General features: G+C 62.2%; 12 protein-coding genes. 10 read left to right on the plus strand and 2 right to left on the minus strand.

Going from position 1 to position 12,699, the window contains the following annotated elements:
- Positions 1–26 precede the first annotated feature (26 nt).
- Positions 27–449 (minus strand): DoxX family protein, encoded by a 423-nt coding sequence (locus tag ARC39_RS11820; RefSeq protein WP_068114682.1) that lies wholly within the window; start codon positions 447–449, stop codon positions 27–29.
- Between the two features lie 146 nt (positions 450–595).
- On the opposite strand from ARC39_RS11820, the gene ARC39_RS11825 reads away from it, so the two are divergent.
- On the plus strand, positions 596–1,492 hold the full coding sequence (locus ARC39_RS11825; protein WP_068114684.1) for a LysR family transcriptional regulator: 897 nt from the start codon (positions 596–598) through the stop codon (positions 1,490–1,492).
- 275 nt (positions 1,493–1,767) lie between these two features.
- Here the strand turns inward: ARC39_RS11825 and ARC39_RS11830 are convergent, their stop codons facing one another.
- The gene (locus ARC39_RS11830; protein ID WP_068114686.1) at positions 1,768–3,228 is read right to left on the minus strand and encodes an L-fucose/L-arabinose isomerase family protein; all 1,461 of its coding nucleotides are present in this window, start codon (positions 3,226–3,228) and stop codon (positions 1,768–1,770) included.
- Positions 3,229–3,658: 430 nt separating this feature from the next.
- Between ARC39_RS11830 and ARC39_RS11835 the strand changes: the two genes are divergently transcribed.
- From ARC39_RS11835 to ARC39_RS11875, 9 genes are all read left to right on the plus strand, one after another.
- Positions 3,659–4,102 (plus strand): RbsD/FucU family protein, encoded by a 444-nt coding sequence (locus ARC39_RS11835; protein WP_068114688.1) that lies wholly within the window; start codon positions 3,659–3,661, stop codon positions 4,100–4,102.
- A 570-nt stretch (positions 4,103–4,672) separates the two neighbouring features.
- The gene (locus tag ARC39_RS11840; protein WP_068114690.1) at positions 4,673–5,056 is read left to right on the plus strand and encodes a c-type cytochrome; all 384 of its coding nucleotides are present in this window, start codon (positions 4,673–4,675) and stop codon (positions 5,054–5,056) included.
- Between the two features lie 637 nt (positions 5,057–5,693).
- Complete coding sequence (locus tag ARC39_RS11845; protein WP_068114693.1) at positions 5,694–6,734, plus strand: substrate-binding domain-containing protein; 1,041 nt, start codon at positions 5,694–5,696, stop codon at positions 6,732–6,734.
- A gap of 156 nt (positions 6,735–6,890) precedes the next feature.
- Positions 6,891–8,372 carry a phosphate ABC transporter permease subunit PstC gene (gene pstC, locus ARC39_RS11850; RefSeq protein ID WP_068114695.1) on the plus strand — a complete coding sequence of 494 codons (1,482 nt, stop codon included), beginning with the start codon at positions 6,891–6,893 and terminating at the stop codon, positions 8,370–8,372.
- Entirely contained in the window at positions 8,369–9,733 is a 1,365-nt protein-coding gene (gene pstA, locus ARC39_RS11855; protein ID WP_068114697.1) for a phosphate ABC transporter permease PstA, read from the plus strand. The genes pstC and pstA overlap by 4 nt, the downstream gene beginning before the upstream one ends.
- 14 nt (positions 9,734–9,747) lie before the next feature.
- Positions 9,748–10,545 carry a phosphate ABC transporter ATP-binding protein PstB gene (pstB, locus tag ARC39_RS11860; protein WP_068114699.1) on the plus strand — a complete coding sequence of 266 codons (798 nt, stop codon included), beginning with the start codon at positions 9,748–9,750 and terminating at the stop codon, positions 10,543–10,545.
- A 14-nt stretch (positions 10,546–10,559) separates the two neighbouring features.
- Positions 10,560–11,279: a phosphate signaling complex protein PhoU gene (gene phoU / locus ARC39_RS11865; protein WP_068114702.1), complete on the plus strand. Its 720-nt coding sequence runs from the start codon at positions 10,560–10,562 to the stop codon at positions 11,277–11,279.
- A 1-nt stretch (position 11,280) separates the two neighbouring features.
- A complete protein-coding gene (phoB, locus tag ARC39_RS11870; RefSeq protein ID WP_068114704.1) occupies positions 11,281–11,973 on the plus strand; it encodes a phosphate regulon transcriptional regulator PhoB in 693 nt (230 codons plus the stop codon).
- Positions 11,974–12,196: 223 nt separating this feature from the next.
- Positions 12,197–12,688, plus strand: a complete 492-nt coding sequence (locus ARC39_RS11875; protein ID WP_068114705.1) for a CBS domain-containing protein — start codon at positions 12,197–12,199, stop codon at positions 12,686–12,688.
- Positions 12,689–12,699: the final 11 nt, after the last annotated feature.

Genomic DNA, 12,699 nt, shown 5'->3' on the forward strand with positions numbered 1-12,699 from the left:
AGCGCGCCCACGTCGCGGGTTAGGGATCAGGCGAACTGGCCGAGCGTGCGCTGGAGTGCGGGCAGCTTCACCGCGAATGCGCCGTTTCCGAGCAGTGCTATCGCAGCCTGTGCCACGGCCCAGAACAGCGGGAATTCCCAACCACCGCCCTGGTTGCTGAAGGTCCAGCCATTGCCAGCGTGGGCCCAAAGCGCACCGAGCAGCACGCCAATCAGGGGCAGGGACACAAGGCGGGTTGCGACGCCCAGGATCAGGGCAAGACCGCCACCAACCTCGGCCAGAATGGTCAGGTAGGCGAAGATTGCCGGTAGGCCGAGGCTTTCGAAGTAGCCGACGGTGCCGGGGATGGTGAAAACGAAGACCTTCGTCAGCCCGTGGGCAAGGAAAAGGGCGCCGGACGTCACGCGGAGGGCGAAGGCTGCGTAGGGGGCGGTGGATTGGTCGATCATGGTTTCGGTCCTTCTTGAGCTGTGCCGCGCCATGGTCGAGGCGGGCTGTTGTTTCGTCTGATCTGAAACTAGCCCTTGCCGTTGAGGAACAAAATGGCGAATCTATTGATTGACTAAGTTCAAAATGTTCTCAATTGGGGCAAGCCATGGATCTTGTAGATGGGTTGAAAGCCTTCGTTGCCACGGCGCAGACCGGCTCTTTCACCGCCGCTGCGGAACAACTGGGCATATCCAACCGCCTGACATCGAAATACGTGGGTGAACTCGAAGCCCGTCTGGGCGTGCGCTTGTTCCAGAGGACGACCCGCAAGGTGGGCCTGACCGCGGCAGGGGAGGACCTGATCGCCCGCGCCCCGGCATTGATCGACGATCTGGACGATATGCTCGCAGAGGTGACGGAAGGCACGCGCGGCTACGCCGGTGTGATCCGAATCTCGGCACCGGTGACCTTCGGCGAAATCTATGTGAACGGGATGCTCGGCCGATTTGCCGCCAGGCATCCGGATCTGGTCATCGACCTGCGGTTGAGCGACAGTTTTTCGGATTTGGCAAGCGAGGGGATTGATCTGGCATTCCGGATCGGCAGGACCGAGATGCTGTCGGTCAAGTCCCGAAAACTCGGCGCGTTTCGGGGGATCGTCGCCGCAAATGCGCACTACCTCGCCGAGCAAGGGCGGCCGGACATGCCTCGGGATCTCGCCGATCACGCCTGTATCGTGGATACCAACCGCCGACATCCCACGCGCTGGACGTTCGGCGGCGCAGACGGCGAGGAGACCGTGAAGGTATCCGGGCGGTTCATGGTCAACTCGGCCCGCGCAGCGTGCGAACTGGCAGCGCAGGGGCAAGGGATCGTTTTCGCGCCACGTTTCGCATTGTGCGACGCGGTGGCGGACGGGCGTCTGGTGCCACTGTTGGAGGCTTACACTGGCGAGGAAAGCCCGGTGTCAGCCGTCTATCTGGAAGGACGGACGTTGCCGCGAAAGGTGCGGGCACTCATCGACTTCGCGCAGGAGGACATCAGGCAGGCAAACATCCTCTGAACCAGCGGCCGGGATCGCGTCCGATTCCCGCGCCAGCCTTTGTGGACAGCACTATGCGCCCGAGATGACCTGTCATGCCCCGATGTACCAGTGCTGCGGCGCAGGGCCCACGCGCATCCATGCGGCAACGCCGAATTCCGACAGTCAATCGGCACACGCAGTCCTGACCCCGCGCTGTTTGAAGGAGCGGATACAGGCGCCTTTCTTCCGGCATTGGGTGTCGTCACGGACGTGTCGTCGTCCATGACCTGCCAATGCGTCGCCGTCTCATCGTATCAGCGGACAGGCCATGCCAATTTCGGCACCGCCGGGCCGTTGTGGTGATAGATCGGCCAGCGCATGTAGCGGGTCACAGCCTCGGCCACCACGTCGGCGTAGTGGCCGCGGACCATCGCCACGTGATGTTCAAAACCGTTCTGGGTGACGAACCCCATGAGTTCGCGCAGGCGCGCGACACTGGCGACCGCGATGCCGCCATCCATGGGGAAGGGGTCGTCGGTGAAATCGCCCTCGCCGACGTAGGTCTTCAGCGTGCCGGCGCGGTCGTCGCTGGAGACGCGGAAATAGGTCATCGGGCCGGGTTGCACCTTGCCCTTCACCGCACCGAAGCACTTGGACCGGCCGATGGTCTCGCCAAGAACGTCAAGCTCCCCGACCTCCGGCGTCGCGCCGATGAATTGCTTGGGATAATTGCCGCAATGGGTGCAGACGCACTTGTCCACCTCGTCGGCGTAATTGTTGTTCCAGTCGAGAATCGCCGAAGGGGCCGCGGACGCCAGCGTCAGCGCATACATCGACAAGGCGCCCATGATGTCCACTTCGCAGGCCGAGGGCATGAGCTCCTCGCCCATCATCGACATCGTCAGGCAGGTGGCGCAGCCGAAATTGTCTTGCAGCGAGCGCCAGCACTGGATGGCGGAGGCGTCGCATTCGTTCTCGTCGATCCAGCGGTTGACCGCGAGGCTCCACTTTGCCTGGCGTAGGATCTGGTCCTTGGTGATGTGGCCCGGGATCGTGCCGTAGGCCTGGATCGCGGCCAGTTTCGATTGCAGATCGCCGTCGGTTTCCTCGATCGCGCCGGCGGCGGCGATGAGTTCCGACAGGTCCACCGTGACGACTGTGATCCCGGAATCCTGAAGTAGCTTTTCGCTGAAACGCATGGTCTGGAACGGCGATGTACGCGCGCCAATGGCGCCCAGACGGGCGTTGCGGAGACCGCGCACAGTCCGGCAAATGCGGGCGAAACGGTCGAGATCCGCTCCGAAGGCCTCACCGTCCGTGTCGCAGGTGTGTTCGGAGGTTTCCGTGAACGGGACGCTATATTGGTAGAAGTTGTTCGCCACCGACAGCTTGCCGCAAAACGCATCTCGGCGGGAATGGACGTCGACCTTGTCCACCTCGTCATTGCTTGCCTGCAGGAGGATCGGCACGTCGAGCTTCGCGCGGTTCACCAGTTCGGCTATGGCAATCTCGTCGCCGAAGTTGGGTAGGCAGATCACCAGACCGTCGATTTCGTCGCGATGCTGTTTGAAAAAGTCGGCGTACCGCTTCGCATCCTCGATGCTCTGCACGGCGCCATTCACGGTCGCCTCGAATGGGAGGGTCTTGCAGGCGATGCCGAGGCGTTCCATCTGCGCGAGGGTCTCATTCCGCGCCGCTTCGCACGGCGCACCATTGAAGAACGCACGACTCCCGATGACGAGACCGAGTGTCGTCGCTTGCTGACTGCTGTTCATAGGTCTTCCTCCGCTGCCTTGCCCGCGTTGCATTCGCGAAAAGGCGCATGCGGCGGTGACTCGGTTGCACTCCAAGCGATTGTGTTTGTGTAGATACGCGCGTCAGCCGTCGCAATTGCAATCTCGCCGAACCGCGTCGGCGGACGTGCTTGGAATGGCTGTCGTCAAGCTGTCGGTGCCGCCGATTCCGAAGGATCTGGAACAATAGGATCGAGACGGGCAGGGAGGCGCGAACAGGGGGCAATCGTCAGTGTCGTCACCATCGCCGTGAACGTCCCGGCCCAGCCTGGAGACCGGTGCGTGCGACCGGCGACGAATGCACGTTGACCACGCGTTTGGCCAGCGGTTTCGAGGGGCGAGGTATTGAGTTGCGCAGTGCCGGCTGACAATGTGTCGACCGACGCCCGCTGGTGTCTTACGGAGGTCTCAAATGCTTATCGGTATCAATCCCAACCTTTCGCCGGATCTGTTGTTCATCCTCGCGTCGATGGGCCACGGAGACGAGATTGCCATCGTCGACGCGAACTTCCCCGGCGCGAGTTGCGGGCAGCGCGTGGTGCGGCTCGATGGGTTGACCGCGCCGGACGTGGCGGAGGCGATCCTTTCGATCATGCCGCTGGACGATTTCGTCAAGGAGCCGGCACATGTGATGCAGGTTGTCGGCGACAGCACGGCGGTCCCCGAAGCGGTCGCTGAGTTTCAGCGCGTGATCGACACCACGGCTGACACTCCCGCCCCTCTGGCGTCGCTTGAGCGCTTCGATTTCTACGAACGTTCAAAATCGGCGTTCGCGGTCGTCCAGACGGGCGAGCGCCGTCTCTACGGCAACCTGATCCTGATGAAGGGCGTCGTTCGCCTGGACGGTGACGGCTGACGGCGCGTGACCGGGGCCGATCCGAACATGCGGCCCGTTCGAATGGCCCGTGTTTGGACCGAGCGCGCGACCTGAGAACTCGACCGCCGGTTTACCATGCGCAGGCCAGTCCACGAACGACGGTCCAAGGAGCAGGGCCGTCGACGTCACGCCCTGCGGCACTACGTTGCGCGAGGAGACACCGCCGCAGTCAGTTTCGCGGGTGGCGCGTATCAAGGGGGCGAGGGGCGTTTGACCGAGGTCATTTTTGTTGCGGGAGGCGCGCAATAGGATCGCGCAGACCGAGCGCGACTCCGGGGGGAAGATGTGAACGATTTAGGTATGTGACGGAAGGTACGGAGGGAACTATCCCGTCGCGAGCGTTGGGTGCCGGCTGTCGGTTTCGGCAAAAGGGCGGCCCGAGGGCCAAGAAAAACGCAATCAGCGACAACAAGACCATTCAACAGCCATAGCGAGAGAGTATGAATTGGACGCAGTCCCCGCGCGTTGGCGGGGTGATGGCGAACCGAGACCCGAAAACCAAAAAAACCTGAAACCCAGAAAACACGAAGCAAACCGAAAGGAAATGACATGAACAGTAGATTTGTCTGTCTCGCCACGGTCCTGGGGCTGCTGGCCGCAACGCCGGTGCTCGCCGAGGGCGACGCTGCCGAGGGGGAAAAAGTGTTCCGGAAGTGCAAGGCGTGCCATGCTGTCGGAGCGGATGCGAAGAACAAGGTCGGGCCGATGCTGAATGGCATCATCGGAAAACCGGCGGGGCAGGTTGCCGATTTCAAATACTCCGCCAATCTTCTGGAACTGGCAGAAGGCGGCCTGACCTGGGACGACGCGACGCTGTCAGCCTATCTGACCAAGCCGAAGGACGTGGTACCGAAGGGCAAGATGTCCTTCGCCGGTCTCAAGAAGGAAGACGACATCGTCAATGTGATCGCCTACCTCAACACGTTCGAATAACCCAATCCGATCTGCCGTCTTGGTGCCGCTCCCATGTCGGGAGCGGCATCCGCCCAAAGACCTGCCGGTTCTTGGCCCCACGAGTGTTGGGTGGCACACGACCTCGCTCTCTGGTCGGGGGTGGCTTGGCCACGGAAAGTCGCGCGGAGGTCCGGCAGCGGATTTGGTTCACCCTTGGTTAGTCTGACGGGTTTCGTCACAAGGCCGCCGTCCAATCAGACACCGTGACGGACTCGCCGAGGGAATAATATAGATATATATCAGATAATTACGCCACGTTTTTCGCGCAAATCAGAGCGGCGAATCGGTTTGGCGTTCGGCGTCAGCCGATTCTCTCTCGTGACCGGATGCACGCAAGTTGGATGGCGATTCCGACGTTTTTCGGAGTTCCCAACGAGCTAATCCCGAGTTGCCGTTTGGTAAGCTTGCGCCCCGATGCGGGTTTCGCCGGGGCGCCGAAGGTATTTTGCCCGCGTGTTCCGGGTCGCGCGCAAAAAAATGCTAGTATGGGAGCCATTCCGCAGCGGTTGTCATACAGCTGTTACAAAACCGACACAAAAGGCCAACGCGTGGCGCCTAACCACGCGCCAAGGCCGTCGGGGAGCGATGGCCCACAAACCACTGCATGGAGAACAACATGTCTCTCGTGAAGCTGACCGCCTCCACTCTGGCGATCGCCGCTGTTTCCGCCACCGCCGCCGCTGCCCGTGACAACGTGCAGGTCGCCGGTTCCTCGACCGTTCTGCCCTACGCTTCGATCGTTGCCGAAGCCTTCGGCGAGAACTTCGACTTCCCGACCCCGGTGGTCGAGTCCGGTGGTTCCTCCGCCGGCCTGAAGCGCTTCTGCGAGGGCGTGGGCGAAAACACCATCGACATCGCGAACGCTTCGCGCGCCATTCGTGAGAAAGAAATCGAAGCCTGCGCCGCGGCCGGCGTGACCGACATTGTCGAGGTTCGCATCGGTTACGATGGCATCGTCTTCGCCAGCCAGATCGATGGCCCGGCCTTCGACGCCCTGGAGCCGGCCGACCTTTTCAACGCGCTGAGCGACAAGGTTCTCAAGGACGGCGAGATCGTCGACAACCCCTATACCAAGTGGTCCGAGTTCAATGCCGACCTGCCGGATGTCGAGATCATCGCCTTCCCTCCGGGCACCAAGCACGGCACGCGTGAAGTCTTCGAAGAGAAGGTCATTCTGATCGGCTGCGAGGAATCCGGTGCCTTCGAAGCGATGGTTGCTGGCGGCATGTCCGAGGACGACGCCGAACGCGCCTGCATCTCGCTGCGTACCGATGGCAAGGCGGTCGACATCGACGGTGACTACACCGAGACCCTCGCCCGTATCGACGCCAACCCGAACGGTGTCGGCATCTTCGGTCTGGCATTCTACGAGAACAACCAGGACAAGCTGAAGGTCGCGACGATGAGTGGCATCGTTCCGTCCACCGAGTCGATCGCTTCCGGCGAGTACCCTGTCTCGCGTCCGCTGTACTTCTACATCAAGAAGGCCCACGTCGGCGTGATCCCCGGACTGCAGGAATACGCCTCGTTCTTCGTCGCCGACGAGATCGCAGGCCCGGACGGTCCGCTGTCCGCCTACGGCCTCGTCTCCGACCCGGAGCTGGCTGATACCCAGGGTCTGGTCGAGAACCTGACCACAATGGGCGAAGGCATGTAATCTTCGGCAATTGCCGGATCGGGAGGGGGGCCGCGCCCCCCTTTCACATGTACTGTACCTGGGCCTGACGGTGTCGAGCCGACGGGCGCAGGGGCGGCGCTGACGAACCGGGGGGGCCGGTTCACGGCGCGAAATCTGAACAGATGAGGTGGCACGATGCCGGTGCTCTGGATCTTCCTCGCAGTCTTGGGGCTGGGGCTGATCGCCTATTTCGCCGGGCGTTCCCGCGCGCTCGGGACTGCGGGCGGCGATACCCGCCAACTCCACTCGCTGCCGTCGTATTACGGCTGGCACGGGTTCATGCTGACTGTCGTTCCCGCGCTTCTGGTTCTCGCTGCCTGGCTATTGATCGCGCCGTCGATCATCGAATCCCGCGCTGCCTCGACGATCCCTGACAGCGCCATCGCCGAGCGCGGTAGCCGCAGCCTTGTGATGGCGGAAGTCCGACGCGCGGGCGAAGCGATCGACATGGCGGTGGAGCAGGGAAAAATGGATGCCGGGCTAGCCGCCAACCTGCGGGCGGACTTCACCGACGTGACCGCGCGGCTGAAGGAAACCGGCGCGATCATTACCTCGACGGTGACGCAGCCAGTATTGCGCGCGGCGCAGGAATACAGGGTGATGAGCAAGCGCTCGGGTCTCTTTATGAGCGTCGCGGTGCTTGGACTTGCCATCGTGGGATTTGCCTTCGCCGTCATGCGGACGCACAAGGATTTCCGCGCCCGCAACGTGGTGGAGCAGGGGATCAAGGTCATCCTCATCCTGGCGTCGACCATCGCCATCCTGACAACGGTCGGCATCGTTCTGTCGATGCTCTTCGAGACCGGGCATTTCTTCGACAAGTACCCCTGGCAGAGCTTCTTCTTCGGCACCACGTGGGCGCCGGATTTCCGCGGCAACTCCGAGCTTGGCATGCTGCCGCTCTTGTGGGGCACGCTCTATATCTCGCTCGTGGCACTTCTGGTGGCGGTTCCGGTCGGGCTTTTTGCCGCGATCTATCTGTCGGAATATGCTGGACCGAAACTGCGCGCGGTGGCCAAACCGATGATCGAGGTCCTCGCGGGCATCCCCACCATCGTCTACGGCCTTTTCGCGCTCATCACCGTGGGTCCACTGGTCCGCGACTGGATCGCGCAGCCGATCGGCCTCGGAAACTCCACCAACTCGGTCATGACCGCCGGCGTCGTGATGGGGATCATGTTGATCCCCTTCGTGTCTTCGCTGAGCGACGACATCATCAACGCGGTGCCTCAGGCGATGCGCGACGGCTCTTACGGTCTGGGTGCCACCCAGTCCGAAACGATCAAGCAGGTGGTGCTGCCAGCTGCCTTGCCGGGCATTGTCGGCGCCATCCTTCTGGCTGCATCACGGGCCATCGGTGAAACGATGATCGTGGTCATGGGGGCAGGGGCCGCAGCCGCACAGATGAGTGACGGCCTTGGGGCGATTATCAACCCGTTCCAGGCCATGACCACGGTGACGGTGAAGATCGTCTCGCAGCTGACCGGCGATACCGACTTCGCCAGCCCCGAGACCCTCGTGGCCTTCGCCCTGGGCCTGACCCTCTTCGTCATTACGCTGGGGCTCAACGTCCTGGCCCTCTATATCGTACGCAAGTACCGGGAGCAGTACGAATGACCGACGCAATCGCCCAAACCCCTGACGAGCCGCGCCGGGTCGATGTCGGGTCGCTCATGGCCCACGACGAGCGCACCCGCCGCCGAAACCGTGCCGAGCGGCGATTCCAGCTATATGGCCTGACCGCAATCGGAGTTGGACTGCTCGCACTCGTGGTGCTGCTCGTCTCGATCCTGAGCCAGGGTCTGCCGGCGTTCCAGCAGACATTCATCACCCTGGATGTCCACCTCGATGCCACGAAGCTCGACAAGAACGGCACCCGCGACATCGAGGAGATCAAGAAGGTCTCCACCTTCGGGTACGCGCCGCTCATCAAGGCGGCTGCAGAAGCGAAGATGGAAGAACTCGGCATCAATCCGGAGGAGTTCGGCGTGACCGGGAAGGACGCGCAGGCCATGATCTCCAAGGAGGCCGCTGCCCAGCTACGGCGCTTCGTCATCGCCAATCCCGACCGGATCGGCGACACTGTGGAGTTCGAGTTCCTCGCCAATGGCCGGATCGACGGCTATTACAAGGGCCGCGTCACGATGGAGAGCGCCGAACGCGACAGCAACGTCAGCCCCGGACAGCTTCAATTGGCAGATGCGCTGAAGCAGGGCGGGGCGCTGAGCAAGCATTTCAACTGGAGCTTCATCACGGCCGCCGATGCCTCGGAAAACCGCCCCGAAGCCGCCGGTATCGGCGTGGCGATCATCGGGTCGCTCTACATGATGATCGTGGTGTTGTGCCTGGCGCTGCCCATCGGCGTCGCGGCCTCGATCTACCTTGAGGAATTCGCACCGACGAACTGGTTCACCGACCTCATCGAGGTGAACATTTCCAACCTCGCCGCGGTGCCTTCCATCGTCTTCGGTATCCTCGGCCTCGCGATCTTCATCAACTACGCGGGCCTGCCGCAATCCGCGCCCATCGTCGGGGGGCTCGTGCTGACGCTGATGACGCTGCCCACAATCATCATCTCGACCCGCGCTTCGCTGAAATCGGTGCCGCCAAGCATCCGCGATGCCGCGCTCGGGGTAGGGGCCTCCAAGATGCAGTCGGTTTTCCACCATGTGTTGCCACTGGCCATGCCCGGCATTCTGACCGGCACGATCATCGGGCTTGCCCAGGCACTCGGAGAAACCGCGCCGTTGATGCTGATCGGCATGGTGGCCTTCGTTCGGGAATTCCCCTCGGCGCCGCCGGAAGGCTTCTTCGACCCCGCCTCGGCGCTGCCGGTGCAGGTCTACAACTGGACCCAACGTGCCGACCCCGCTTTCGTGGAGCGGGCGTCCGGTGCGATCATCGTCCTTCTTCTGTTCCTGCTCTGCATGAACATGATCGCAATTATCCTTCGCCGCCGCTTCGAGCGCCGGTGGTAAGAGGAGACAGAACCATGAACGATATGCGACCCGTGGAGCGAGCCGTGGATACGAACGAGATCAAATTCGATTGCAAGGACTGTCAGGTCTACTACGGCGAGAAGCACGCAATCATCGACGTTGACGTTAAGATCGAGGACAAGACCGTCACGGCTTTCATCGGCCCGTCCGGCTGCGGCAAGTCGACGTTCCTGCGCTGCCTGAACCGCATGAACGATACAATCGACATCTGCCGCGTCGAGGGCCAGTTCCTGCTGGACGGCGAGGAGATCTACGACAAGCGCGTGGACCCGGTCCAGCTACGGGCCAAGGTCGGCATGGTGTTCCAGCGCCCGAACCCCTTCCCGAAGTCGATCTATGACAATATCGCCTATGGACCGCGCATTCATGGATTGGCGAAGAACAAAGCGGAACTCGATGAAATCGTTGAGAAGTCTCTGCGTCGCGGAGCGATTTGGGACGAGGTGAAGGACCGCCTCGACGCACCCGGCACCGGCCTGTCCGGTGGTCAGCAGCAGCGTCTGTGTATCGCTCGCGCCGTCGCGACCGAGCCGGAAGTCCTGCTGATGGACGAACCTTGTTCGGCGCTCGATCCGATCGCAACCAGCCAGGTCGAGGAACTGATCGACGAATTGCGGGAGAATTACTCCGTGGTTATCGTGACCCACTCGATGCAGCAGGCGGCGCGCGTGAGTCAGAAGACCGCCTTCTTCCATCTGGGTAACCTGGTGGAATTCGGCGAGACCGGGCAGATCTTCACCAATCCGAAGGACCCCCGGACCGAGAGCTACATCACTGGCCGGATCGGCTAAGGGAGCATCACGAGATGAACGACAACGAACGGCACATCGTCAAATCCTACGACCGCACGCTTGAGGCGCTTCAGGCGCACATCATGAAAATGGGCGGATTGGTCGAGGAAGCGATCCTGGAAGCCGCCGAGGCGCTTGCGACCCGTGACGAGGAACTTGCGGACAAGGTCCGCAAGAAAGACGCGGCGATCGACGCCCTTGAGGCGCTGATCATGGACGAGGCGGCACTTACAATCGCGGAACGGCAGCCGATGGCGTCCGATTTGCGGGCCATTCTCGTCGCGATGAAAATCGCCGCGAATCTGGAGCGCATCGGCGACTACGCCAAGAACATGGCCAAGCGGACCGGAGTTCTGGTTCAGATGCGCCCGATCGAGGACGGGGGGCACGCGACTCGCCGCATGGCCAAGATGGTCGAGGTGATGCTGAAGGATGCGCTGGACGCGCTCGTTCAGCGCGATGTCGAACTGGCCGAGGACGTACGTCAGCGCGACCTGGAGGTCGACCAGATGTACAATTCGCTGTTCCGCAACTTCCTGACCTACATGATGGAAGACCCGCGCAATATCACGGCCTGCATGCATCTGCATTTCATCGCCAAGAACATCGAGCGCATGGGCGATCACGTGACGGCGATTTCCGAACAGGTGATCTACCTGTCGACCGGCGAGCTGCCGGACGATCCGCGCCCCAAGGGGGACCGCACCGCCGTGGAAACCGGCGAGGCCGTGTAGAATGTCACCCTCGGAACAACCGAGCGTTCTCGTGGTCGAGGACGAGCCCGCACAGCGGGAGGTCCTCGCCTATAACCTGGAGGCCGAGGGCTTCCGGGTCTACAAGGCGGAGAACGGAGAAGAGGCGCTGTTGCTGGTCGACGAGGACGCGCCGGACGTGATCGTACTCGACTGGATGCTGCCGAATGTCTCGGGGATCGAGATCTGCCGGCGCTTGAAGCTGCGGCCCGACACGCGGAACGTACCGATCATCATGCTCAGCGCCCGGTCGGAGGAAGTGGACCGGGTGAGGGGGCTTGAGACCGGCGCGGACGACTACGTGGTGAAACCGTATTCGGTGGTGGAACTGATGGCGCGGATCCGCGCGCAGCTTCGCCGGACGCGGCCGGCCAGTGTTGGTGAGCGGCTTGAATTCGATGACATCGTTCTGGACGCGGAAACCCACAAGGTGTTCCGGAACGAGAAGCTGCTGAAACTCGGGCCAACGGAATTTCGTCTGCTGACGACCTTCATGGAAAAGCCCGGGCGGGTCTGGAGTCGCGAACAGCTGCTGGATCGGGTCTGGGGCCGTGACATCTACGTCGATACCCGGACGGTGGACGTGCATATCGGCCGGCTGCGCAAGGCGCTCTGTCAGTACGGCGGCGGCGATCCCGTTCGCACGGTACGCGGTGCCGGATACGCGCTCGGATAGGGGCGCTCGACAGGGCAGGGTGAGGGTCGCGATGGCCGGGGCAACCTGCGACCATCGGACCACTCATCAAGGCTGGTAAACCCCGGCGCCACGTGGAATGAAGCCGGTGTCACGTGTGGTGTGCCATAGCCGCCGTGCACCCCCGCCGCGCGCAGTCGCGGTCGGAGGATGATGCTCCGATAGTCCGGCGGCCTGTACCGCCGCAACGCCCCCGAGGTCTACCATGGGTTTGACGTGCCGCGATGTCATGGTGTCGCCGGAATACCAGAGCACGATTCACCCCGATGAGAGCGTGGCCCTTGCGCTCGGCATCATCAAGAAGACCAAGGCGCGCTTCCTTCCGATTGTCGATGAGAACCAGCTCTATGTGGGTGTTTTCACGGCACCTACCTTGCTGAAACTGATCCTTCCCCGGGCCGCGCTCATTGGGATGGAGCACACGGGGCGGCGCCGTGGCCGCCTCGACAATCTCAGCTTCATGAGCCTAACGAAGGAGGATTTCGCCGCGCAGGTGGAACTCCTGAAGAAAGAAAAAGTGTCGGACAGCATGTCGAACCCGGCCAACATCCCGGTGGCTGCGCCCGATACACCAGTGATGGAAGGTATCTTCCTGATCCACAAATTCAAACGGCACGTGATCCTCGTCGAGCCGACTACCAATCGCTTCGTCGGGACAGTAAGCGCCAACTCGGTACTGGATCACGTCCTCAACTAACCTGGACAGAC

It is taken from the genome of Tropicimonas marinistellae (assembly GCF_001509585.1).
Taxonomy (GTDB): Bacteria; Pseudomonadota; Alphaproteobacteria; order Rhodobacterales; family Rhodobacteraceae; genus Tropicimonas; species Tropicimonas marinistellae.